The sequence below is a fragment of the Streptomyces sp. NPDC033131 genome (assembly GCF_055578365.1).
In genome coordinates, this window is the sequence record NZ_JBVIPA010000020.1 from 74852 (window position 1) to 98865 (window position 24014).

General features: G+C 71.2%; 22 protein-coding genes. 13 read left to right on the plus strand and 9 right to left on the minus strand.

Annotation, left to right across the window (positions count from 1 at the left end):
- Positions 1 to 13: 13 nt before the first annotated feature.
- From ACZ5XS_RS24850 to ACZ5XS_RS24865, 4 genes are all read right to left on the minus strand, one after another.
- Complete coding sequence (locus ACZ5XS_RS24850) at positions 14 to 1675, minus strand: alkaline phosphatase D family protein (protein ID WP_468654732.1); 1662 nt, start codon at positions 1673 to 1675, stop codon at positions 14 to 16.
- A 99-nt stretch (positions 1676 to 1774) separates the two neighbouring features.
- Positions 1775 to 2587 (minus strand): thioredoxin domain-containing protein, encoded by an 813-nt coding sequence (locus ACZ5XS_RS24855; RefSeq protein WP_468654734.1) that lies wholly within the window; start codon positions 2585 to 2587, stop codon positions 1775 to 1777.
- Between the two features lie 64 nt (positions 2588 to 2651).
- Positions 2652 to 3350: a hypothetical protein gene (locus tag ACZ5XS_RS24860; protein WP_468654736.1), complete on the minus strand. Its 699-nt coding sequence runs from the start codon at positions 3348 to 3350 to the stop codon at positions 2652 to 2654.
- 68 nt (positions 3351 to 3418) lie between these two features.
- A complete protein-coding gene (locus ACZ5XS_RS24865) occupies positions 3419 to 4768 on the minus strand; it encodes a DUF2252 domain-containing protein (RefSeq protein WP_468654738.1) in 1350 nt (449 codons plus the stop codon).
- A gap of 267 nt (positions 4769 to 5035) precedes the next feature.
- Between ACZ5XS_RS24865 and dnaE the strand changes: the two genes are divergently transcribed.
- Entirely contained in the window at positions 5036 to 8575 is a 3540-nt protein-coding gene (gene dnaE, locus ACZ5XS_RS24870; protein WP_468654740.1) for a DNA polymerase III subunit alpha, read from the plus strand.
- A 101-nt stretch (positions 8576 to 8676) separates the two neighbouring features.
- On the opposite strand, the gene ACZ5XS_RS24875 is transcribed toward dnaE, so the two are convergent.
- Positions 8677 to 8841 carry a hypothetical protein gene (locus ACZ5XS_RS24875; protein WP_217237261.1) on the minus strand — a complete coding sequence of 55 codons (165 nt, stop codon included), beginning with the start codon at positions 8839 to 8841 and terminating at the stop codon, positions 8677 to 8679.
- A gap of 222 nt (positions 8842 to 9063) precedes the next feature.
- On the opposite strand from ACZ5XS_RS24875, the gene ACZ5XS_RS24880 reads away from it, so the two are divergent.
- From ACZ5XS_RS24880 to ACZ5XS_RS24895, 4 genes are all read left to right on the plus strand, one after another.
- On the plus strand, positions 9064 to 10281 hold the full coding sequence (locus ACZ5XS_RS24880) for an NYN domain-containing protein (RefSeq protein ID WP_468654742.1): 1218 nt from the start codon (positions 9064 to 9066) through the stop codon (positions 10279 to 10281).
- Between the two features lie 123 nt (positions 10282 to 10404).
- Entirely contained in the window at positions 10405 to 11379 is a 975-nt protein-coding gene (locus ACZ5XS_RS24885; protein WP_468654872.1) for an ABC transporter ATP-binding protein, read from the plus strand.
- An 82-nt stretch (positions 11380 to 11461) separates the two neighbouring features.
- Positions 11462 to 12283 (plus strand): ABC transporter permease, encoded by an 822-nt coding sequence (locus ACZ5XS_RS24890; protein WP_217237263.1) that lies wholly within the window; start codon positions 11462 to 11464, stop codon positions 12281 to 12283.
- Positions 12284 to 12317: 34 nt separating this feature from the next.
- Positions 12318 to 13022, plus strand: coding sequence for an AAA family ATPase (locus ACZ5XS_RS24895; RefSeq protein WP_468654744.1), 705 nt, complete (start codon positions 12318 to 12320; stop codon positions 13020 to 13022).
- A gap of 956 nt (positions 13023 to 13978) precedes the next feature.
- Here the strand turns inward: ACZ5XS_RS24895 and ybaK are convergent.
- The 4 genes from ybaK to ACZ5XS_RS24915 form a co-directional block, all read right to left on the minus strand.
- Positions 13979 to 14485: a Cys-tRNA(Pro) deacylase gene (gene ybaK, locus ACZ5XS_RS24900; RefSeq protein WP_468654746.1), complete on the minus strand. Its 507-nt coding sequence runs from the start codon at positions 14483 to 14485 to the stop codon at positions 13979 to 13981.
- A 37-nt stretch (positions 14486 to 14522) separates the two neighbouring features.
- A complete protein-coding gene (locus ACZ5XS_RS24905) occupies positions 14523 to 15263 on the minus strand; it encodes an LON peptidase substrate-binding domain-containing protein (protein WP_468654748.1) in 741 nt (246 codons plus the stop codon).
- An 11-nt stretch (positions 15264 to 15274) separates the two neighbouring features.
- Positions 15275 to 16297 carry a hypothetical protein gene (locus ACZ5XS_RS24910; RefSeq protein WP_468654750.1) on the minus strand — a complete coding sequence of 341 codons (1023 nt, stop codon included), beginning with the start codon at positions 16295 to 16297 and terminating at the stop codon, positions 15275 to 15277.
- A 139-nt stretch (positions 16298 to 16436) separates the two neighbouring features.
- Positions 16437 to 18026 (minus strand): oxidoreductase, encoded by a 1590-nt coding sequence (locus ACZ5XS_RS24915; protein ID WP_468654752.1) that lies wholly within the window; start codon positions 18024 to 18026, stop codon positions 16437 to 16439.
- A 183-nt stretch (positions 18027 to 18209) separates the two neighbouring features.
- Between ACZ5XS_RS24915 and hisD the strand changes: the two genes are divergently transcribed.
- From hisD to hisF, 8 genes are read left to right on the plus strand one after another with little or no spacing between them, the layout of a single operon-like run.
- Entirely contained in the window at positions 18210 to 19535 is a 1326-nt protein-coding gene (hisD, locus tag ACZ5XS_RS24920; RefSeq protein ID WP_468654754.1) for a histidinol dehydrogenase, read from the plus strand.
- Positions 19532 to 20671 carry a histidinol-phosphate transaminase gene (locus ACZ5XS_RS24925; RefSeq protein ID WP_468654756.1) on the plus strand — a complete coding sequence of 380 codons (1140 nt, stop codon included), beginning with the start codon at positions 19532 to 19534 and terminating at the stop codon, positions 20669 to 20671. The genes hisD and ACZ5XS_RS24925 overlap by 4 nt, the downstream gene beginning before the upstream one ends.
- Positions 20668 to 21261 (plus strand): imidazoleglycerol-phosphate dehydratase HisB, encoded by a 594-nt coding sequence (gene hisB, locus ACZ5XS_RS24930; RefSeq protein WP_046261880.1) that lies wholly within the window; start codon positions 20668 to 20670, stop codon positions 21259 to 21261. Before ACZ5XS_RS24925 ends, hisB begins: the two co-directional genes overlap by 4 nt.
- Entirely contained in the window at positions 21258 to 21422 is a 165-nt protein-coding gene (locus ACZ5XS_RS24935; protein ID WP_358795182.1) for a hypothetical protein, read from the plus strand. The genes hisB and ACZ5XS_RS24935 overlap by 4 nt, the downstream gene beginning before the upstream one ends.
- On the plus strand, positions 21413 to 22063 hold the full coding sequence (hisH, locus tag ACZ5XS_RS24940) for an imidazole glycerol phosphate synthase subunit HisH (protein WP_468654759.1): 651 nt from the start codon (positions 21413 to 21415) through the stop codon (positions 22061 to 22063). The genes ACZ5XS_RS24935 and hisH overlap by 10 nt, the downstream gene beginning before the upstream one ends.
- The gene (gene priA / locus ACZ5XS_RS24945) at positions 22063 to 22803 is read left to right on the plus strand and encodes a bifunctional 1-(5-phosphoribosyl)-5-((5-phosphoribosylamino)methylideneamino)imidazole-4-carboxamide isomerase/phosphoribosylanthranilate isomerase PriA (protein WP_468654761.1); all 741 of its coding nucleotides are present in this window, start codon (positions 22063 to 22065) and stop codon (positions 22801 to 22803) included. Before hisH ends, priA begins: the two co-directional genes overlap by 1 nt.
- Entirely contained in the window at positions 22800 to 23198 is a 399-nt protein-coding gene (locus ACZ5XS_RS24950) for a RidA family protein (protein ID WP_468654763.1), read from the plus strand. Before priA ends, ACZ5XS_RS24950 begins: the two co-directional genes overlap by 4 nt.
- Positions 23195 to 23950: an imidazole glycerol phosphate synthase subunit HisF gene (hisF, locus tag ACZ5XS_RS24955; RefSeq protein WP_383860408.1), complete on the plus strand. Its 756-nt coding sequence runs from the start codon at positions 23195 to 23197 to the stop codon at positions 23948 to 23950. Before ACZ5XS_RS24950 ends, hisF begins: the two co-directional genes overlap by 4 nt.
- Positions 23951 to 24014: the final 64 nt, after the last annotated feature.

Below are 24014 nucleotides of genomic sequence, written 5' to 3' on the forward strand. Positions count from 1 at the left end.
TGCCACCGGGTGGCTACACGGGGTCGTACGTCCGCTCCACCTTCTGCGTGCCGCTGCGGGTGCGGTACGAGCGGGCCCACGACGAGGTCGCGTCCGGCTTGGTGCGGTCGGACAGGACGTAGTAGTCCATCTGCGCGCGGGTGGCCGTGATGTCCAGGACGCCGTAGCCGTGGCGGTCGGTGTCGACCCAGTGGACGTGCCGGTTGGCCGCCTTGATGACCGGCGCGGCGACCGCGGAGATCGTGCCCTCGGGGGCCTTCACGATGTCGTCGAGGTTGTCGGAGGTGACCGAGGTGACGACGAACTCCGTGGCCGCCGAGGCGGACAGCGGATACGTGCCGGCGTCCACCGGCACGTCGTTGGCCCACGCCATGTGGATGTCGCCGGTCAGGAAGACGGTGTTGCGGATGGCGTTCGAGCGCAGGTGGGCGAGCAGTTCGCGGCGGTCGTCGGTGTAGCCGTCCCACTGGTCGGTGTTGAGGGCGAGGCCCTCCTTCGGCAGGCCGAGCAGTTCGGCGAGCGGCCTGAGCAGGCCGGCGGCGAGGGAGCCGATCGCGAACGGCGAGATCATCACGGAGTTGCCGATCAGCCGCCAGGTGGTGTCGGACGCCTTCAGCCCGGCCTTCAGCCAGTCGAGCTGGGCGCGGCCGGTGAGCGTGCGGTCCGGGTCGTCGACCGAGCCGTTGCCGACGGCGGCCTGCTGCGAACGGAAGGAGCGCAGGTCCAGGAGCGAGAGGTCGGCGAGCCTGCCGAAGCGCAGCCGCCGGTAGGTGGTGCCGGCGATCGCGGTGCGCACCGGCATCCACTCGAAGTAGGCCTGCTTGGCGGCGGCCTGACGCGCGGACCAGGCGCCCTCGGCGCCCTCGGTGTGGTTCTCGGCGCCGCCCGACCAGGCGTCGTTGGCGAACTCGTGGTCGTCCCAGATGGCGATGACCGGAGCGGCGGCGTGCAGGGCCTGGAGGTCGGCGTCGGTCTTGTAACGCCCGTGCCGCGTGCGGTAGTCGGCCAGGGTGACGATCTCGTGCGCGGGCGCGTGCGGCCGGACGACGGTGTCGCGCGTCCCGTACTCGCCGGTGCCGTACTCGTAGATGTAGTCGCCCAGGTGCAGCCAGGCGTCCAGGTCGCCGCGGGCCGCGAGATGGCGGTACGACGAGAAGTAGCCGGCCTCCCAGTTGGCGCAGGACACCACGCCGAAGCGCAGGCCGGCGACGGCCGCGTCGGTGGCGGGGGCGGTGCGGGTGCGGGCGACGGGGGAGTCGGTGCCCCCGGCGGAGAAACGGAACCAGTAGTCGGTGGCGGGGTCGAGGCCGCGTACGTCCGCCTTGACGGTGTGGTCGGAGGCGGTGGTCGCGGTGACCGTGCCCTTGGCGACGATGTTCGTCAGCGCCTTGTCCCGGGCCACGACCCAGTCGACCGAGGTGTCCGGGCCGAGCCCGGAGCCGGGTATCGCCTCGGCGGTGGGCGTCACCCGGGTCCACAGCAGGACGCCGTCGGGCAGCGGGTCGCCGGAGGCGATGCCGTGCAGGAAGGCGGGGGAGTCCGTGGCCGCCCGGGCGGGCAGGGCGGCCGCCAGCGGGCCGGCCAGGACAGCGGTCGCCGCCGCGGCCTTGACGACCGTACGGCGGCGCGGGGACGGGGAGTTGAGTTGCTCGGATGCTCTGTGTCGTCTGGTCACGGCCGATCAGGTTACTGATCGGTATGCCCGAGAGCGGGCGAACTCGCGAAAGTTCGCCCGCTCTTTGTCCGACGGTCGCTCTTGGAGCGGCGATCGGGATCAGGCCTTGAGGGCCGCCTCGATCGCGGTGTTGAAGTCGGCGACCGTCATCGGCGCGTTCTTGCTGTTCGGGGCGGTCAGCGTCTTGCCGTCCATCTTCAGGGTCGGGGTGCCGGTCACGCCGCTGTCGTCGAACTTCGCCGACATCTCCAGCGCCCACTTGTCGAAGGTGCCGTTCTTCACGGCGTTCTGGAACTTCGCGTTGCCCTTGAGGGCGGGGACCGTGTCGGCCACCTCGATCAGGTACGAGTCGTCCTTGAACTTGTCGTCGGACTCCTCCGGGTGCCACTTCGCCGAGTACATCGCGGCCTTGTACTCGAGGAAGGCCTCGGGGCTGACGTTCAGCGCCGCGCCCAGGGCACTGAGCGCGTTCTTGGAGCCCTCGCCGCCCAGGCCGTTGTCGAGGAAGGTGGCACCGACGTACTCGACCTTGTACTTGCCGTCCTCGACGCCCTTGTCCACCGTCGCGCCGACGGTCTGCTCGAACTGGGCGCAGACCGGGCAGCGCGGGTCCTCGTACATGACCAGGCTCTTCTTGGCGCTGCTCTTGCCGATGACGACGGTGGTGCCGTTCGTGCCCGTGGTGTTGGCCGGCTTGACGAGCTTGTCGTCCTTCGCGGCGTCCCAGTAACCGGGCTTGTTGCCCTGGACGACCGCGTAGCCGATGCCGCCGGCTATCGCCAGGACGGCGACTATGGAACCGGCGACGATGAGCTGCCGCTTGACCTTGTCGCGCTTGGCCTGGCGTTCGCGCTCCTGGCGCAGCCGCTCGCGGGCTGCGCTCTTCGCGGCCTGGCTGTTCCGCTTTGCCATGGGTGATCTCCGTAAGGGGACGCGCACGTCGTGCGCGGGGTGCGTATGGGGGGACTGGTGGTGCTCAGGCGGAAGCGGCCGAGCACGGCGGTCCACGCCGTCCCAGGGAGTGCACGAGGATCCGCTCGCGCGCGGTGGTCGTACGGCGGCCGGGGCGCTGCGGGCGGCACACGGAGGGCGAGGGCCCGGCGGTCACGGTCACCGCGGTGACCGCCAGCAGCAGCGGCCGGAAGGTGGTCGCGGTCATCGCCCGCAGCAGCTGGGCCAACGCGCGCTCGCCGCGGCGCAGCCAGGCGGCGGCCAGCAGGCCGACGCCGACGTGTGCGCCGAGCAGCAGCCAGGCGGTCGCCGGGTCGGCGTGGGCGAGCAGACCGCCGAGGCGGTCGGGGCCGGCGCCCGTCGCCCGGGCCAGCGGGGCGCCGACACTGGTGCCGTCGCCGCACAGCAGGTCGAGGCCGACGGAGCGCAGCGGGCCGGCGACCGGGCCGCCGGCGGCGCCGTAGCAGACGTGCTGGCCGGTGGTGAAGACGGTGTCGGCGGCCAGCTCCAGGGGGATCAGCAGGGCGGCGATCCGGCCGTAGCCGCGCTCGCCGCCGGCCAGCGCGTAGGCGAGGGCGAACACGGCGGCGGCGACCACGGCCACCGTGTTCAGCGGCAGCGGGGCCCGAGACAGCAGGACGTGCGACGCGGTGCTGAGCGTCACGACGAGTGCCGTGAACAGCGCCGCGCGCACGAATCTGAGCTGGGTCCCGGATATGTCCATAGCGGAGGAGAGTCTGTCACGCGGGCCTGTAAGGGACCCCTAAAGGGTTCCTGTGCGCGGCCGTTCCGTCACAGACCTGGAATCCGGCCGTTGCGGAACAGGTCCACGAAGATCTGGTGGTCGGTACGCGCGCGTGCGCCGTAGCCGTGCGCGAAGTCGACCAGGAGGTCCGCCAGGCCGTTTTCGTCGGCCGCGAGGGCCGCGTCGATGGCCCGCTCGGTGGAGAAGGGCACCAGGGACTCGCCGGACTGGTCGTCCGCCGCCGAGTGCATGGTGGCGGTCGCCCGGCCCAGGTCGGCGACGACCGCGGCGATCTCCTCCGGGTCGTCGATGTCGCCCCAGTCGAGGTCCACGGCGTACGGCGAGACCTCGGCGACCAGCTGGCCCGTGCCGCTCAGCTCGGTCCAGCCCAGCCACGGGTCGGCGTGTGCCTGGAGGGCACGCTGCGAGATCACCGTGCGGTGGCCCTCGTGCTGGAAGTAGTCCCGGATCGCCGGGTCCGTGATGTGACGGGAGACCGCCGGGGTCTGGGCCTGCTTGATGTAGATCACGACGTCGTTCTCCAGGGCGTCGCTGTGGCCCTCCAGGAGGATGTTGTACGACGGCAGCCCGGCCGAGCCGATGCCGATGCCGCGGCGGCCGACGACGTCCTTCACGCGGTACGAGTCCGGGCGGGCCAGGGACGAGTCCGGCAGCGTCTCCAGGTAGCCGTCGAAGGCGGCGAGGACCTTGTAGCGGGTGGCCGCGTCCAGCTCGATGGAGCCGCCGCCCGGGGCGAACCGGCGTTCGAAGTCACGGATCTCGGTCATCGAGTCGAGCAGGCCGAAGCGGGTCAGCGAGCGGGCGTCGCGCAGCGCGTCCAGGAGCGGGCCCTGGGCGGTGTCCAGCGTGAAGGGCGGCACCTCGTCGCTCTTGGCGCCGGTGGCCAGGGCGTGGATCCGCTCGCGGTACGCGTCCGCGTACACCTGCACCAGCTCGGTGATCTGGTCGTCGCCGAGCGCCTTCGCGTACCCGATCAGGGCGATGGAGGCGGAGAAGCGCTTGAGGTCCCACGTGAAGGGGCCGACGTACGCCTCGTCGAAGTCGTTGACGTTGAAGATCAGCCGGCCCTGGGCGTCCATGTACGTGCCGAAGTTCTCCGCGTGCAGGTCGCCGTGGATCCACACGCGGGAGGTGCGCTCGTCCAGGTAGGGGCCGCTGAGCATCCTCCCGCCACCCCGCCCGGCGTTCTCGGCGTCGAGATCGTGGTAGAAGAGGCACGCCGTGCCCCGGTAGAACGCGAACGCCGAAGCCGCCATCTTGCGGAACTTCACGCGGAACGCCGCCGGGTCGGCGGCCAGGAGCTGGCCGAAGGCGGTGTCGAAGACGGCAAGGATCTCCTCGCCGCGGTGCTCGTCGTTGAGCTGCGGGACCGACATCGCTGGGTGCCTCCTGGTGCAGGTGGTGCGTGATATGAGGGGCGGATCGCCCGTCCTCTTGCAACGTGTGACGGTACGCGGGAGTGCCCACGACTCCTCCCCGAAGGTACGGGGGAGACGCCTCCTGGTGTCAGTGCCGAGGCATAGACTTCGACGCTGTCCCCCCAGACTGTCCGCAGCCTGTCGCCGAGCGCCCACCCGTCTCCCGACCACCGCCCCTCAACGAGGCGCTTCGCGCCGCAGCATCTGCCCCATGGAGGCCACGCCGTGTCAAAGCCGCCGTTCACGCACCTGCACGTCCACACCCAGTACTCGCTGCTGGACGGTGCCGCGCGGCTCAAGGACATGTTCAACGCGTGCAACGAGATGGGCATGACCCACATCGCGATGTCCGACCACGGCAACCTGCACGGGGCGTACGACTTCTTCCACACCGCGAAGAAGGCGGGGGTCACCCCGATCATCGGCATCGAGGCGTATGTCGCGCCCGAGTCCCGGCGCAACAAGCGCAAGATCCAGTGGGGCCAGCCGCACCAGAAGCGGGACGACGTCTCCGGTTCGGGTGGTTACACCCACAAGACGATCTGGGCGGCCAACGCCACGGGCCTGCACAACCTCTTCAAGCTCTCCTCGGACGCGTACGCGGAGGGCTGGCTGCAGAAGTGGCCCCGGATGGACAAGGAGACCATCTCCCAGTGGTCCGAGGGGCTCATCGCCTCCACCGGCTGCCCTTCCGGCGAGCTCCAGACCCGGCTGCGGCTCGGCCAGTTCGACGAGGCGCTGAAGGCGGCCTCCGAGTACCAGGACATCTTCGGCAAGGACCGGTACTTCCTGGAGCTGATGGACCACGGCATCGAGATCGAGCACCGGGTCCGCGACGGCCTGCTGGAGATCGGCAAGAAGCTCGGCATCCCGCCGCTGGTCACCAACGACTCGCACTACACGTACGCGCACGAGTCGGTCGCGCATGACGCGCTGCTGTGCATCCAGACCGGCAAGAACCTCTCCGACCCGGACCGCTTCCGCTTCGACGGCACCGGCTACTACCTGAAGTCCACGGACGAGATGTACGCCATCGACTCCTCGGACGCCTGGCAGGAGGGCTGCGCCAACACCCTCCTGGTGGCCGAGCAGATCGACACGGCCGGCATGTTCGAGGCGAAGAACCTCATGCCGAAGTTCGACATCCCCGACGGCTTCACCGAGGTCACCTGGTTCAAGGAGGAGGTCCGCCGGGGGATGGAGCGCCGCTTCCCGGGCGGCGTCCCCGAGGACCGGCAGAAGCAGGTCGAGTACGAGATGGACGTCATCATCCAGATGGGGTTCCCGGGCTACTTCCTCGTCGTCGCCGACTTCATCATGTGGGCCAAGAACCAGGGCATCGCGGTCGGCCCCGGCCGAGGCTCCGCGGCCGGCTCGATCGTCGCGTACGCCATGGGCATCACCGACCTCGACCCGATCCCGCACGGCCTGATCTTCGAGCGGTTCCTCAACCCCGAGCGCGTCTCCATGCCCGATGTCGACATCGACTTCGACGAGCGTCGGCGCGTCGAGGTGATCCGGTACGTGACCGAGAAGTACGGCGCCGACAAGGTCGCCATGATCGGCACCTACGGCAAGATCAAGGCGAAGAACGCCATCAAGGACTCCGCGCGCGTACTGGGCTATCCGTACGCGATGGGCGACCGTCTCACCAAGGCGATGCCGGCCGACGTCCTGGGCAAGGGCATCGACCTGAACGGCATCACCGACCCCTCGCACCCCCGCTACAGCGAGGCGGGCGAGATCCGGGCGATGTACGAGAACGAGCCGGACGTGAAGAAGGTCATCGACACCGCCAAGGGCGTCGAGGGCCTGGTCCGGCAGATGGGTGTGCACGCGGCGGGCGTGATCATGTCCAGCGAACCCATCGTCGACCACGCCCCCATCTGGGTGCGGCACACCGACGGCGTGACCATCACCCAGTGGGACTACCCCCAGTGCGAGTCGCTGGGCCTGCTGAAGATGGACTTCCTGGGCCTGCGCAACCTCACGATCATGGACGACGCCATCAAGATGGTGAAGGCCAACAAGGGCGTCGACCTGGAGATGCTCGCCCTCCCGCTGGACGACCCCAAGACCTTCGAACTGCTCTGCCGCGGTGACACCCTCGGCGTCTTCCAGTTCGACGGCGGCCCGATGCGTTCGCTGCTCCGCCAGATGCAGCCCGACAACTTCGAGGACATCTCCGCCGTCTCGGCCCTCTACCGGCCGGGCCCGATGGGCATGAACTCGCACATCAACTACGCGGAGCGCAAGAACGGCCGCCAGGAGATCACGCCGATCCACAAGGAGCTGGAGGAGCCCCTGGAAGAGGTCCTGGCCGTCACCTACGGCCTGATCGTCTACCAGGAGCAGGTCCAGAAGGCCGCCCAGATCATCGCCGGGTACTCGCTCGGCGAGGCCGACATCCTCCGCCGTGTGATGGGCAAGAAGAAGCCCGACGAGCTGGCGAAGAACTTCGTCCTCTTCCAGGAGGGCGCCAAGAAGAAGGGGTACAGCGACGAGGCCATCCAGGCCCTGTGGGACGTGCTGGTCCCCTTCGCCGGATACGCGTTCAACAAGGCCCACTCGGCCGCGTACGGACTGGTCTCGTACTGGACGGCGTACCTGAAGGCGAACTACCCCGCCGAGTACATGGCCGCGCTGCTCACCTCGGTCAAGGACGACAAGGACAAGTCGGCCGTCTACCTCAACGAGTGCCGGCGCATGGGCATCAAGGTGCTCCCGCCGAACGTCAACGAGTCGATGTCCAACTTCGCCGCGCAGGGCGACGACGTGATCCTCTTCGGCCTCTCCGCGGTGCGCAACGTCGGTACGAACGTGGTCGAGTCGATCATCAAGAGCCGCAACTCCAAGGGCAAGTACGCGTCCTTCCCCGACTACCTCGACAAGGTCGAGGCGGTCGTCTGCAACAAGCGCACCACCGAATCGCTGATCAAGGCGGGCGCCTTCGACAGCATGGGGCACACCCGCAAGGGCCTCACCGCGCACTTCGAGCCGATGATCGACAACGTGGTGGCGGTCAAGCGCAAGGAGGCCGAGGGCCAGTTCGACCTCTTCGGCGGCATGGGCGAGGAGGAGACGAGCGAGCCGGGCTTCGGACTCGACGTCGAGTTCACGACCGACGAGTGGGACAAGGCCTATCTGCTCGCCCAGGAGCGGGAGATGCTCGGCCTGTACGTCTCCGACCACCCGCTCTTCGGCCTGGAGCACGTGCTGTCCGACAAGGCCGACGCGGGCATCGCCCAGCTCACCGGAGGCGAGCACTCCGACGGCGCGGTCGTCACCATCGGCGGCATCATCTCGGGCCTCCAGCGCAAGATGACCAAGCAGGGCAACGCCTGGGCCATCGCCACGGTCGAGGACCTGGCCGGCTCCATCGAGTGCATGTTCTTCCCGGCGACCTACCAGCTCGTGTCCACGCAACTCGTCGAGGACGCCGTGGTGTTCGTCAAGGGCCGCCTGGACAAGCGGGAGGACGTGCCCCGGCTCGTCGCGATGGAGCTCCAGGTGCCGGACCTGTCCAACGCGGGCACCAACGCGCCCGTGATCCTCACCATCCCGGCCACCCGGGTCACCCCGCCGATGGTCAGCCGGCTCGGCGAGATCCTCAGCCACCACAAGGGCGACAGCGAGGTCCGGATCAAGCTCCAGGGCCCGCGCAAGACGACCGTGCTGCGCCTGGACCGGCACCGCGTGAAGCCGGATCCGGCACTCTTCGGCGACCTGAAGGTGCTGCTCGGTCCGTCCTGCCTGGCCGGTTGAGCGGCTGACCGGCCGGGCAACTGACGTACGCGAGGGGCGCGCCCATGATCGGATGCGCCCCTCGGTGTGTGCCCGGGTTTCAACAGCCCGTGACGCGAAGGTCAGTTGTGACCGAAGCGCTTCTCGCGGCTCTTGCGGGCCATGTCGCCGGGTGTCACCTGCGTGGCAGGTGACGGGCTCTGCGGCTCCACCGTGGGCTGCTGGACCGTCTGGTGACCACGCTCGGACGGCGACTGCTTACGTTCACGGTTCTTGTTCTTGGCCATGGTGCTGCCTCCTGTGGGGGATCTAGGGGCCAGGGCCGGGACCAGATTCACATAGGCTGACAAGGAGCGCATGTCGGATAATTACCGTCTGTGACAGGGCTTGTCGGGGAGCGATACCTCGAAACGCCACGCCGAAGATCGAGTTCGGGCCGTTAACCCCCGCACGGTCGGGCAGACTCGAAGGAAGCCCGAAGCAAACCTCCCGGAAAGAGGGTGGATCGCGTGGACCGCTGCATCGTCCTGGTGGACGCCGGGTATCTGCTGGGGGCCGCCGCCAGTCTCCTCGCCGGGGAGCCCTCGCGGTCCCGCATCACCGTCGACCACACCGCCCTCATCCAGGGCCTGCGAGAACGCGCCGAGTCCGACACGGAACGGCCCCTGCTGCGCATCTACTGGTTCGACGGCGCCCCCGACCGCGTCCCGCAGCCCGAGCACCGCAGACTGCGCGTGATGCCCCGGGTCACCGTCCGGCTCGGCGCCCTGACCCGCAGCGACGGACGCTGGGCCCAGAAGGGCGTGGACGCCGCGATGCACGCCGAGCTGACCGAACTGGCCCGCAACCGTGCCTGCTCCGACGTCGTCCTGGTGACCGGCGACGGGGATCTGCTGCCGGGCATGATGGCCGCCAAGGAGCACGGGGTCGCCGTACACCTGTGGGCCGTGCAGGCCGCCGACGGGGACTACAACCAGTCCGAGGACCTGGTCGCCGAGGCCGACGAGCGGCGTGTGCTGGACCGTACGTGGATCACCAAGGCCGTACGCGCCAAGGACGTCGGCGGGATCTGCGCGCCGCCGCCCGTGCCGCGGCCCGAGATCGCCGCGATCCTCTCCGCGCCGCTGCCCGAGTCCAGGCACGCCGCGCAGGCCGAGCGGCCCGTCGAGGAGGAGCACGCCCCGGCGGCCTCCGTCTCGGAGAACGGCACGCAGGAGCGGGCCCCCGCGGCCAAGGGCGTGCCCACGCCGAAGGACCTGGCCGCGCTGCGCGCGCCCGGCCCGCAGCCCGCCCAGCCGCCGCCGACCGCGACCCTGCGCTGGTCCTCCGACAAAGGGTGGGTCGACCGGCCCGGCGGCGCGGCCGAGCCTCCCGAGGTCGCCTCGATGCCGACGCTCGCCCAGGTGACCACGGCGGAGCAGCGGTGGGCCGACCGGGAGGAGGACATCACGACCGTCGGCGGCGACCCGTTCGAGGTCGGGCAGGTGTTCGCGCGGCGCTGGATGGAGCGGCTCGGGGACCAGGTCCACCTGCAGAAACTGTCCGGGATGTACCCGCGGATCCCGCACCGGATCGACGGGGAGCTGCTGCGGTACGCGGCGCGGTTCGGGCTGCTCGCGCACAAGGACGACCAGATCGACGAGCACGACCGTTATGCGATCCGGGCCGGGTTCTGGCGGGAGATCGACGTGCGGACGGCCGCCGAGCACGCGCCCGCGGGGGAGTGAGATCTTTACCGCGGGATGTGCCGTAAGGGCCCGACCCGGGAGCGGACCGGCGTCGCGGACCCCGTAGTCTCGTCCCTTGTGAGTACGCGCGCGGCACAGGCACTTCGGCACGGTGACGATGTCGTGTGCGCGGTGCGCGGGCTGACGAAGACCTATCCGGCGGCCCGGGGCCGGCGCGGCGTTCCGGCAACGCCCGAGGTGAGGGCCACCGACGACGTACGGCTGGAGATCAGGCGCGGCGAGATCTTCGGGCTCCTCGGGCCGAACGGCGCCGGGAAGACCACCCTCGTCCGGCAGCTGACCGGGCTGATGCGGCCCGACCGCGGCAGCGTCGAGATCCTCGGCCACGACATCGTGCGCCATCCCGAGCGGGCCTCGCGGATCCTCGCCTACCTCGGCCAGGAGTCCACCGCCCTCGACGACCTGACCGTGTCGCTCGCCGCCGAGACCACCGGGCGGCTGCGCGGGCTGGAGACGGCACAGGCGCGGGCCGAGCGGGACGCCGTACTCGACGAGCTGGGGCTCACCCCGCTCGCCGGGCGGCCGCTCAGGAAACTCTCCGGCGGGCAGCGCCGGCTCGCCTGCTTCGCCGCGACGCTGGTCGGGGCGCGGCCGCTGCTCGTCCTCGACGAGCCCACCAGCGGCATGGACCCCGTGGCGCGGCGCGCGGTGTGGTCCGCCGTCGACCGGCGCCGGGCCGAGCACGGCACGACCGTGCTGCTGGTCACGCACAACGTCATCGAGGCCGAGACGGTCCTCGACCGGGTCGCCGTCCTCGACCGGGGACGGGTGATCGCCTGCGACACCCCCACCGGTCTCAAGGAGCAGGTCGCCGGCGAGGTGCGGGTCGACCTGGTGTGGCGCGAGTCCGCCCCGCTGCACGTCCCCGAGGTGGCCGCGCTGCGGGACCGGGCCGTGGAGTCCGGACGCCGCTGGACGCTGCGGCTCGCCCCCGAGGAGGCCCGTACGGTCGTCGCCACGGTCACCGGCGGGGCCGCGTTCGCCGCACTGGACGACTTCACGCTGACCACGCCGAGCCTGGAGGACGTGTACCTGGCGCTGGGCGGCGCCGCACGGCAAGGACTGGTGAAGACGTGAGCACGTTGAGTACACGAACCGCCGTATCCGTACCGGACGGGACGACTGCCGGAGTGAAACCGAGTAAGGGGAGCCGCGCGACGTGAGTGTCGTACCCGCCGAGGTTCTGCCGGGCAGCGTCCTGGCCGTGGAGGAGACGGTCCGGGAGGCGGCCGAGCTCGGACCGCGCGCACGGCTGTGGCCGGCGCTCGCGGCCGTGTACCGGGCACAGCTGTCCCGGGCGAGGGTGGCGCGGATCCCGCTGCTGTTCGTCGCGACCTTCCAGTCGATCGGGATCATGATCCTGATGCGGGGGGTCGTGGACGGCGGGGGCGAGGCACAGGCCGTGGTCGCCGGGTCGTCGGTGCTCGTCGTCGCCTTCGTCGCGCTCAACCTGCTCGCCCAGTACTTCGGCCAGCTGCGCGCCAGCGGCGGCCTCGACCACTACGCGACGCTCCCCGTGCCGCCGGCGGCCGTGGTGCTCGGGGCGGCGGGCGCGTACGCGTCCTTCACCGTGCCGGGGACCGTGGCCACCGCGGTCTTCGGATGCGTGCTGTTCGGGCTGCCGCTCGCGAACCTGTGGGTGCTGCTGGCCGTCATCCCGCTCGCGGGCGCCGCGCTCGCCGGGCTCGGGGCCGCGCTCGGACTGCTCGCGCCGCGTCCGGAACTGGCCACACTGCTCGGACAGCTGGGCATGTCCGCGGCGCTGCTGCTCGGCGTCCTGCCCGCGGAACGGATGCCGGAGGCCGTGCGGTTCACGCGGGACCTGCTGCCGTCGACGTACGGCGTCGAGGCCTTCGCCCGGACCTTCGAGCCGAACCCCGACTGGGCGTTCGTGCTCGGTGATCTCGCCGTGTGCGCCGGCGTCGGCGTGGTCTCGCTGGCCGTCGCCACCTGGGCCTACCGCCGGGCGGCCGTCCGATGACGCACCGCACATGCGGGCCTGGCACGATGTCAGGGTGACCGCACCGTTGACTCCTCCTCCGCCGCCCCACGAACACTCCTCGCACAGCGCGTGGCAGTCCGCGCCTCCCGGGTACGCGGCCCCCGCGCCGGACGCCCCGTACGGCGCGCACGGTTCGTACGGACAGGACGGTCCCGGGATGAAGACCGAGGTGCGGGAGGCCGTCGTCATCACGGTGGCGGTGGCGCTCGGCGGGGTCCTGCTCGGGGTGCTGTGGTGGTGGCTGGCGCCGCACGTGCCGCTGGTCGGCGGTCTGGACGAGCAGGGGAACTGGGTCGTCTTCCTGAAGGACACCGAGGGCGAACAGGCGATCGGTGTCGATGGAACGTTCACTCTGCTGGCGTCGGCCTTCGGCGTGGTGAGCGCGCTGGCCGTGTTCCTCGTGCGCAGGCGCGGCGGAGCGCCCCTGGTCGTGGCGCTCACCGTCGGCGGACTGCTCGCGTCGCTGCTGGCATGGCGGCTCGGGATGTGGCTGGGGCCGACCCAGGACGTCATCGCGCACGCCAAGGACGCGGGCAAGGGGGTCACGTTCTCGGCGCCGCTGGAGCTGGGGGCGAAGGGAGCCCTGATGGCCTGGTCGCTGGCCGCGCTCGTGGTGCATCTGGGGCTGACGGCACTGTTCGGGCCCCGGGACCCGGACCCGTACGTCCACCAGCAGGGCCCGGTTCCGAAGGACGGCTACGGGACCCCGCAGGCCTGACCGTCGACCAGGCGGGCCGCCTCCTGTGATTCGAGCGCCCCTTCTCGGTGCGCCACTCGCGTTTGCGCGTGCGCTTCGACGTGCCCGTCGCACTCAACCGAGGAACCGGCCCGCGTCGAGGGGTCACGCACGCCCGAGGGTGCCGGGTCACGCACGCCGAGGGTGTCGGGTCACGCACGCCGAGGGTGTCGGGTCACGCACGCCCGAGGGCGAGGGGGCAGGCGTGCCCGGGGGTGGGTTGAGGGGGTGTGCCCGCCCGCAGGTCGTGGGGCCAGGCGCGCCCTCGGGTTGAACCAGGCGCGCCCGCGGGTTGAAGGGATATGCCCGCCCGCAGGTCATGGGGTCACGCACGCCCGCGGGTCGAGGGGCCAGGCCCGCCCTCGTGTCGAGAGGGCACGTACACCTCGGGTCGAGGGCTCACGCCCGCCGTTGGTTGAGGGGGTTGCACGCCCGCGGGTCGAGGGGCCAGGCACGCCCGCCCGAGGGCCGCACGGGCCAGGCACCCCCGCAGGTCAAGAGGCCAGCCACGCCCTTGTGTCGTGGGGCCTAGGCGCGCCCTCGTGTCGAGAGGGCACGTACACCCGCAGGTCGAGGGGGCACGCTCGCCCGCCCTCGGGTCGAGGGGGCACGCTCGCCCGCCCTCGGGTCGAGGGCTCACGCCCGCCCTCGGTTGAGGGGTTGCACGCCCGTGGATTGAGGGGGCACGCACGCCCGCCCGAGGGCCGCACGGGCCAGGCAGGTCCGCAGGTCAAGAGGCCACGCACGCCCGAGGGCCGTACGGGCCAGGCACGCCCGCGGGTCGAGGGGGAACGCCCGCCGGAGGGGTCACGCACGCCCGCGGGTCGAGGGGTCACGCACGCCCGCCCGAGGGCCGCACGGGCCAGGCACGCCCGCAGATCAAGAGGCCACGCACGCTCGAGGGCCGGAGGGGTCACGCACGCCCGCGGGTCGAGGGGTCACGCACGCCCGATGGGCGCCGTCACCGCTTCGGTGAGCTTGGTCAGGTCGTCGGGGGAGAGTTCGACCTCCAGGCCGCGGCGGCCCGCCGAGACGCAGATCGTCGGGTGGGCGGAGGCCGACTCGTCCAGGACCGTGGCGAGTTTCTTGCGCTGGCCGAGCGGGGAGATGCCGCCGCGGACATAGCCGGTGGTCCGTTCCGCGAGTGCCGGGTCGGCCATCGCCGCGCGCTTGCCGCCGACCGCCGCCGCCAGTGCCTTGAGGTCCAGCTGGCCGGCCACCGGAACGACGGCGACGGTCAGGGTGCCGTCGACGTCCGCGACCAGCGTCTTGAAGACCCGCTCCGGCGAGACGCCCATCGCCTCGGCCGCCTCCTCGCCGTAGGACGGGTGGGCGGGGTCGTGGTCGTAGGAGTGGACCGTGTACGGCACTCCCGCGGCCGTCAGGGCCACCGTCGCGGGCGTGCCGCCCGCCTGCTGCTGCTGCTTCTTCGACTTCTTCGCCATCGCGGCCTGATTCCGCCTGTTCCCCAGAGGTCGTACGTCAGTTGAGACTCGTCCGGCCGCGCGTCAGTTCCGCGGCGGGCAACGACGGCAGATTACGGATGATCGCCGTCTCCGCGCGCAGGAGTTTCAGTTCGTCGCGCAGCCGGGACGCGGTGTCCGGGGCCTGGAGCAGGCGCTGCTTGGTCGGGATGTCCAGCATCATCGCGGCGGCCACCAGGTAGGAGACCACCGACGGTTCGTCCGGCAGGTCGGCGCCGGTGGACAGGGAGCGCTCGCGCGCGCCGGCGAGACGCTTCTGGTACTGGCGGAAGGCCCGCAATACGCCCTCCGCCAGCGCCCCCGCCTCCTCGCCCGGGTCCTCGGGCAGCTCCTCCAGCTCGGCCGTGAGGAACGGGCCCGACGCGTCGACCGAGAGCAGCCGCACCCGGGTGGTGCCCGTCGCCAGTACCTCGAAGGTGCCGTCGGCCCCCTCCCGGATGGTCGCGGCGTCCGCGATGCAGCCGAACCCGTGGAACGCCTTGACCGGGTCGTCGCCGAAGCCGGCCGCGGCACCGTGCTCGGTCACGGCCGTCTGGTCCGGCATGCCGGGTGCGGTCGCCGCCACCTCGTGGCCGTCGCGGATCGCCACCACGGCGAACCGGCGGGGTTCGTCCTCGGGCGTCTTCACCAACTCGCGCATCATGGCGCGATAGCGCTCCTCGAAAATGTTCAGTGGCAGCACGAGCCCCGGAAACAGCACGGAGTTCAGGGGGAAGAGCGGAAGCCGGACGGTGGTCACGACGCAAAAGCCTAATGGTCGCCGGAGTGGGCGCGTCCGCCGTGCTCACTCCGTGGATGGCGGGCAGCCGTGTTCCGGCGGACCTCGTCGCGGACCTCCAGGAACCGGCCGAGCGGATCGTCCGAGAACCGGCTCCAGGGGAAGGACGTGGCGTACGGGCCGATCAGGCGCAGCTGCTCCTCGGCGTCCGTCCAGCGCTCCAGCCGTACCAGCACGTACACCAGCTTGTTCCGCACCTCGGCCGGCCAGGCGTCGGCGGCCGGGAACCGGGCGGAGAGCGCGATCGCCAGGTCCGCCGCCGCGTCCAGTCGCTCGACCGGCACCTCGGGGCCGCAGCCGTCGGTCAGGTAGGAGAAAGCCGTCCGGGCCGGCAGCGCCTGGACGAGGGAGTCGGCCGGAGCGTCCTGCGCGGCCAGATCGGCGAAGTCGAAGCACGCGTGGTGGGAGCCGTGCCACGAGGCGGCGAGGTAGCGCAGGGCGGCCACGTGGCAGCCGTAGTGGTGCGGGGCACGGCGGACCGCCGCCTCCCACAGCTGCTCGAAGTACTTGGGCCCGGCGTTGGCGCCACGGGCGTGGTCCAGCGCGATCCGCCACGGCACCGGATCCCGGTCGTCGCCGTGCGCGGCCGCCGTGATCAGGGGGCTCGCCTGACGCAGCAGTTCCGCCCGCGCCGGTGACTGCCAGGCGCGGTCCAGCACGAGCTGGGCACCGATCAGCAGTGCGTCGGGATCGTAGGGCGTGGCCCTGCGCCAGTCCTCGTACCACTCGCCGCGCGAGCGGGCGAAGCCCGCGAGTCTTCGCGCGTAGCGGTCGCGGTTCTCCCAGTCGGCGTCGGTGCGGGTGGCGGCGAGCAGGAGCGCGGCGGGCTCGTACTCGCCCCGCGCGGCGGCCACGAGTGCGGGGCCGAGCCGGTCGTCGGGCGCGTCGAGGAGAACCTCGTCGTCGGCCGGCAGCGGGCCGGCGAGGCGCGAGGGCTCCCGGGGCGTCCGGGACGAGCGGATGAAGGGGGGCAGCAGAGCCATGGTGCCGACCATTGAAGGTCCGCCGGTCAACGGAGCGCCAGCACGATCGGGCAACTCGTGGAAAGTTGTACGCGCCACGGTCAAGGACAGGTAAAAAGGTGACCGTTCAACAACTCTAGCCCCACCAGCCCCACCAGCCCCACAACCCCCTCTAGCTGCGCCGCAGCAGCCGCGAGGCCCCCGCCGCCACCGTCGTCGCCAGAATCCAGCCCACCAGGATGAGCGCGGCGGCCAGCCACTGCCAGCCGCCCCGCAGCTGCCAGAACCCGGCCTGGCCCAGATCGATCACCGGCAGCAGCAGGTCCAGGGCGAACAGGGCCGGGTTCCACGGGGGGTGCTCGCCGCGCCTGAGCGGTGGATGACTGGCGTGCGCGAAGGCCACCGAACTCGCCGCCCACAGCACCGCCATCCACACGGCGGCCCGGCCCGGCCGGTACCCGTAGGCCACCGTCCAGTCCTGGACGTACCCCCACAGCTTGGCGGCGAGCGGCAGGCTCTCGCGGCGGCGGCGCTGCTTGGCCAGCAGTACCTCACGGGCGTCCTCGTCCTCGCCGCCGGTCCGCAGCACGGCGGCGAGACGTTCGTACGGCTCCGGGTTGTACTCGGCCGTCGCCGCCGCCAGCCACTCCAGCCGTTCGTTCAGCGGGAACGGGCCGCGCGGCACCAGGTTCTCGTAGCTGAAGCCGCCCATGTGCAGGCGGCCCGGGCCCGGCCACGCGTCGGCCCGGTCCATCAGGTTGACGACCCGCGCCCCCGACAGCACGACCATGCCCCGCGTCGGCCGCTCCCCGAGGAAGCGCAGCTCGGGCGTCTGCACGCGGCGCAGCGACAGCTCCTGCTCGTCGGTGAAGGTGAACCGGGCCCGCTCCAGGTCGACCGCGTCCCCGAACCGCCCGTCGTCCAGGCGCAGCCCGCCCTGGCATTCGAACCGCTGGATGCGCGTGCCGCGCGCGGGTGTCGTGCCGCTGAGCAGGACGCTGCCGACGCCCGCCGGCGTCAGGTACAGCGAGCGCTCCACGGTCAGCTGGGGGGCGTTCAGGGCGAGCCGTGAGTAGGGGTTGACCAGCCGGGCGCCGCGCAGGCTCAGCGAGACGCCGATCTTCGCGCTGCGCAGGCTCAGCTCGCCGTGCGACTCCAGCATCTCGGCCTGGAGGTCCTGGCCGACGGTCAGGCCGTCCGCGGCGATGGAGCGTCCGCTGCGGTCGCGGTGGACGATCGACTGGTTGAGCAGCAGATCCGTGCCGATCTGCGCGTCGGTGAGGCGGATGCCGTTGTGGAAACGACAGCGCGGCAGATGCAGGTCGCCCTCGGTGTGCACCCGGGCCGCCTCCAGGCGCGGCACCGAGCAGTCCACCATCCGCACGGTCGTGAAGTGGGCCTCCGGGAGCAGGACGTCCCGCTCGAACCGGCAGCCGCGCATCTCGACGTACGGCACCACCGTGCCGCCCGCGAGATCCAGGCTGTCGCTGATCTGCACCCCGACGAGCTTCAGGGACGACACGCGGCCCGCGAGCGCGGGCGGCCCGTCCAGGAGCAGCCAGCACACGATCCGCGCCCGCACGGTCCGCTCGGGCCCCCAGGGATGCCCGCCGTGCGGATCGTCGACGACCGTGTCGCCGCTGCTCAGGTCGTACACACTGCCGTTGCGGAACGCCTGCCACATCCCGGCCTCGGCGGCGGTCAGATCGTCCGGCAGGTCTCCGTCGTGGACCCCGTCCCGGATGCCGGCCCCCTCGGTCACCAGGCTTCCTTCCTCCCCGGTAGCTGCCAGTAGCGCTTCGTGGTTTCGTACAACCGTTCATGCCCGCTGAGTGACGCCCGGAACACCAGACGTGAAGGGGATCGTCCGGGTTCCGCCCACGTTCTGTATCAGCCATTGATACGCGCGAACGACGCCCGATCGCGGTCTGCGAGAATTGACGACGTGATCTCCCGAATCGATCTGCGCGGCGACGCCCTTCCCGAGGGCCCCGCCCTGCGCGACCTGCTGCCCCGAGCCGACTTCGACGTCTCGGCCGCCCTGGAAAAGGTGCGTCCGATCTGCGAGGCCGTGCATCATCGGGGCGACGCGGCGCTGATCGACTTCGCCGAGAAGTTCGACGGAGTGCGCCTGCGGTCCGTACGGGTTCCTGCCGAGGCGCTGACCCGGGCCCTCGCGGAGCTGGACCCGGCCGTGCGCGCGGCCCTGGAGGAGTCCATCCGCCGCGCCCGTCTCGTCCACCGCGAGCAGCGCCGTACGACCCACACGACCCAGGTCGTGCCCGGCGGTTCGGTGACCGAGAAGTGGGTGCCGGTCGACCGCGTCGGTCTCTACGCGCCCGGCGGGCGGTCCGTCTACCCCTCCTCCGTGATCATGAACGTGGTGCCCGCGCAGGAGGCCGGCGTCGAGTCGATCGCCCTCGCCTCCCCGGCGCAGGCCGAGTTCGACGGCCTGCCGCACCCGACGATCCTCGCCGCCTGCGCACTGCTCGGCGTCGACGAGGTGTACGCGGCCGGTGGTGCGACCGCCGTCGCGATGTTCGCGTACGGCACCGAGTCCTGCCCGCCCGCCAACATGGTCACCGGCCCCGGCAACATCTGGGTCGCCGCCGCCAAGCGCTACTTCACCGGCAGGATCGGCATCGACGCCGAGGCCGGCCCGACCGAGATCGCCATCCTCGCGGACGACACCGCCGACCCGGTGCACGTCGCCTCCGACCTCATCAGCCAGGCCGAGCACGACCCGCTGGCCGCCGCCGTGCTGGTCACCGACTCGGTGGAACTCGCGGACGCCGTGGCGAAGGAGCTGGAACCGCAGGTCGCGGCCAGCAAGCACATCGAGGACCGGATCGTGCCGGCCCTCAGGGGCAGGCAGTCCGCGATCGTGCTCGTCGACGGCGTCGACGAGGGACTCAGGGTGGTCGACGCGTACGGCGCCGAGCACCTGGAGATCCAGACGGCCGACGCGGCCGCGGTCGGCGACCGCGTGCGCAACGCCGGCGCGATCTTCATCGGGCCCTGGGCGCCGGTCTCGCTCGGCGACTACGCGGCCGGGTCCAACCACGTCCTGCCCACCGGAGGCTGCGCCTGCCACTCCTCGGGCCTGTCCGTCCAGTCCTTCCTGCGCGGCATCCACATCGTCGACTACACGAAGGACGCGCTGGCCGACGTGGCGCACCACGTGGTGACGCTCGCGGAGGCGGAGGACCTGCCCGCGCACGGCGCGGCGATCAAGGCGCGGTTCGGATGGAAGGTACCGGCGAGCAAGTGAGCTTCGGAATCGACGATCTCCCCGTACGGGACGAGCTGCGCGGCAAGTCCCCTTACGGCGCCCCCCAGTTGGACGTGCCGGTACGGCTGAACACCAACGAGAACCCCTACCCGCTGCCCGAGCCGCTGGTCGAGCGGATCGCCGAGCGGGTGCGCGAGGCGGCCCGCAGCCTCAACCGCTACCCGGACCGGGACGCGGTGGAGCTGCGCACCCAGCTCGCCAAGTACCTCACCGACACCGCCGGGCACGAGGTCTCCGTCGCCAACCTCTGGGCCGCCAACGGCTCCAACGAGGTCATCCAGCAGCTGCTGCAGACCTTCGGCGGACCGGGCCGTACGGCGATCGGCTTCGAGCCGTCGTACTCGATGCACGGACTCATCGCGCGCGGCACCGGCACGGGCTGGATCTCCGGTCCACGGGGCGAGGACTTCACCATCGACCTCGCCGCCGCCGAGAAGGCGATCGCCGAGCACCGGCCGGACGTCGTCTTCGTCACCACCCCCAACAACCCCACCGGCACCGCCGTCCCGCGCGAGACGGTCCTCGCCCTGTACGAGGCCGCGCAGGCGGCGGGGCCCTCGATGGTCGTGGTCGACGAGGCCTACATCGAGTTCAGCCACGGCGCCTCGCTGCTGCCGCTCATCGAGGGCAGGCCGAACCTCGTCGTCTCGCGGACGATGTCCAAGGCCTTCGGCGCGGCGGGACTGCGCCTCGGCTATCTCGCCGCGCACCCGGCGGTCGTGGACGCCGTCCAGCTCGTACGGCTGCCCTACCACCTGTCGGCGATCACGCAGGCGACCGCCCTGGCCGCCCTGGAGCACACCGACACGCTGCTCGGCTATGTCGAGCAGCTGAAGACCGAGCGGGACCGGCTGGTCGCCGAACTGCTGGCGATCGGCTACGAAGTCACCGCGTCGGACGCCAACTTCGTGCAGTTCGGCCGGTTCGACGACTCCCACGCCGTGTGGCGACAGATCCTCGACCGGGGCGTCCTGGTCCGGGACAACGGCGTGCCCGGCTGGCTGCGGGTCACCGCCGGAACCCCCGAAGAGAACGACGCGTTCCTCGACGCGGTCCGTGAGTTGCAGTGTTTTGTGGGGGACACCCCCACGCCCCCGAAGGAGCAGAGCGCATGAGCCGCGTAGGACGTGTGGAACGGGTGACGAAGGAGACCTCGGTCCTCGTCGAGATCGATCTCGACGGGTCCGGCAAGGTCGACGTGTCGACAGGCGTCGGTTTCTACGACCACATGCTCGACCAGCTCGGCCGGCACGGTCTGTTCGACCTGACCGTGAAGACCGAGGGCGACCTGCACATCGACTCGCACCACACCATCGAGGACAGCGCCCTCGCACTGGGCGCCGCCTTCAAGCAGGCGCTCGGCGACAAGGTGGGCATCTACCGCTTCGGCAACTGCACGGTCCCGCTGGACGAGTCCCTCGCCCAGGTCACCGTCGACCTGTCCGGCCGCCCCTACCTCGTGCACACCGAGCCCGAGAAGATGGCGCCGATGATCGGCGAGTACGACACCACGATGACCCGGCACATCCTCGAGTCCTTCGTCGCCCAGGCGCAGATCGCCCTGCACGTGCACGTGCCCTACGGGCGCAACGCCCACCACATCGTGGAGTGCCAGTTCAAGGCGCTGGCCCGGGCGCTGCGGTACGCGTCCGAGCGGGACCCGCGCGCGGCCGGCATCCTCCCGTCCACGAAGGGCGCCCTGTGACCGGCCTGTCGACCCTCCTGATCGTCGTCGGCCTCTTCCTGGCCGGCGGGATCTACTCCTTCGTCAAGCAGCAGATGCCGAAGAGCCTCATCGTGCTGCTCTCGATCGGCGCCGCGATGTGCCTCGTCGCCGGCGTCATGAGGCTGGAGGTGTGGAATTGAGCACCGGATCGAAGAAAGTGGTCGTCTTCGACTACGGCTTCGGCAACGTCCGTTCCGCCGAGCGTGCTCTCGCGCGCGCGGGAGCCGAGGTCGAGATAACGCGCGACTACGACAGGGCCATGAACGCGGACGGCCTGCTGGTGCCGGGCGTCGGCGCCTTCGCCGCCTGCATGAAGGGCCTCAAGGAAGCACGCGGCGACTGGATCGTCGACCGCCGGCTGTCCGGCGGGCGCCCCGTGATGGGCATCTGCGTCGGCATGCAGATCCTCTTCGCGCGCGGCATCGAGCACGGCGTGGAGAGCGCGGGCCTCGACGAGTGGCCCGGCTCGGTCGAGCCGCTGCAGGCCGAGATCGTGCCCCACATGGGCTGGAACACCGTCGACGCGCCGGCCGACTCGCAGCTCTTCGCCGGGCTGGACGCGGACGCGCGCTTCTACTTCGTGCACTCCTACGCCGTCCACGACTGGAGCCTGGAGACGCGCAACGCGGCGATCCGCGCCCCCAAGGTCACCTGGTCGACCCACGGCAAGCCCTTCGTGGCCGCCGTGGAGAACGGCGCCCTGTGGGCCACGCAGTTCCACCCCGAGAAGTCCGGCGACGCCGGAGCGCAGCTGCTGAACAACTGGATCGGAACCCTCTGATGTCTTCCCACCCCTCAGGACGGCTCGAACTCCTGCCCGCCGTGGACGTCCGTGACGGCCAGGCGGTCCGGCTCGTCCACGGCGAGTCCGGCTCGGAGACCTCGTACGGCTCCCCGCTGGAGGCCGCCCTCGCCTGGCAGCGCTCGGGCGCCGAGTGGCTGCACCTGGTCGACCTGGACGCGGCGTTCGGTACGGGCGACAACCGGGCTGTGATCGGCGAGATCGCCAAGGCGATGGACATCCGGGTGGAGCTCTCCGGCGGCATCCGCGACGACGCCGCCCTCGCCGCCGCCCTCGCCACCGGCTGCACCCGGGTCAACCTCGGCACGGCCGCCCTGGAGACTCCGGAGTGGGTCGCCAAGGTCATCGCCGAGCACGGCGACAAGATCGCGGTCGGGCTCGACGTACGCGGCACGACCCTGCGCGGACGCGGCTGGACCAGCGACGGCGGCGACCTCTACGAGACGCTGGAGCGCCTCGACAAGGAGGGCTGCGCCCGGTACGTGGTGACGGACATCGCCAAGGACGGCACGCTCCAGGGCCCCAACCTGGAGCTCCTGCGCAACGTGTGCGCGGCGACCGAGCGGCCCGTCGTGGCCTCCGGCGGCGTGTCGTCGCTGGACGACCTGCGGGCCATCGCCGAGCTGGTCCCCCTCGGTGTCGAGGGCGCCATCGTCGGGAAGGCCCTGTACGCGAAGGCATTCACCCTCGAAGAGGCCCTGGAGGCGGTAGACCGGTGAGCGATCTGCGACGCGTCACGACCGGCGCGCCCTGGGAGGACACCTTCGGGTACTCCCGTGCCGTGGAACTGCCGAACGGCCTGGTGCTGGTCTCCGGCTGCACGTCGATAGTGGACGGCCAGATCGCCGGGGGCGACCCGTACGAGCAGACGGTCAACGCCTTCAGCGTCGCGTTCACGGCGCTCGGGGAACTGGGTCTGGGCCGCGAGGACGTCGTGCGCACGCGCATGTACATCACCCACGCCCGGGACGTGGACGACATCGGACGCGCTCACAAGGAGCTGTTCGACTCCGTCCGGCCCGCGGCATCCATGATCATCGTCTCCGGCTTCGTGGACCCCAGCCTGGTGGTCGAGGTCGAGGTGGAGGCGTACCGAGGAGCAGACGCGTCATGACCCTGGCGGTCCGAGTCATCCCCTGCCTGGACGTGGACAACGGCCGGGTCGTCAAGGGCGTCAACTTCCAGAACCTGCGCGACGCGGGCGACCCCGTCGAGATGGCCAAGGTGTACGACGCCGAGGGCGCCGACGAGCTGACGTTCCTCGACATCACCGCCTCGTCGGGCAACCGCGAGACGACCTACGACGTGGTGCGCCGCACCGCCGAGCAGGTGTTCATCCCGCTGACGGTCGGCGGCGGCGTCCGTGCCGCCGAGGACGTGGACAAGCTCCTGCGGGCCGGCGCCGACAAGGTGGGCGTCAACACGGCGGCCATCGCCCGTCCCGACCTGATCCGCGAGATCGCCGAGCGTTTCGGCCGGCAGGTGCTGGTGCTGTCGGTGGACGCGCGCCGGACCGAGTCCGGGTCCTTCGAGGTCACCACGCACGGCGGCCGCAAGGGCACCGGCATCGACGCCGTCGAGTGGGCGCACCGGGCCGCCGAGCTGGGCGCGGGCGAGATCCTGCTCAACTCGATGGACGCGGACGGCACGAAGGACGGGTACGACCTGGAGATGATCGCCGCCGTCCGCAAGCACGTGACGGTTCCGGTGATCGCCTCCGGCGGCGCGGGCAAGCTGGCCGACTTCGCGCCGGCCGTCGCCGCCGGCGCGGACGCGGTCCTCGCGGCGTCCGTCTTCCACTTCGGCGATCTGCGGATCGGCCAGGTCAAGGACGCGCTGCGGGAGTCGGGTCACCCGGTGAGGTGACGCCCGGCGCGAGCCCCGGCTGCCTTTCGAGGCGACCGGGGCTCGCCCACCCGCTGCGCACGAA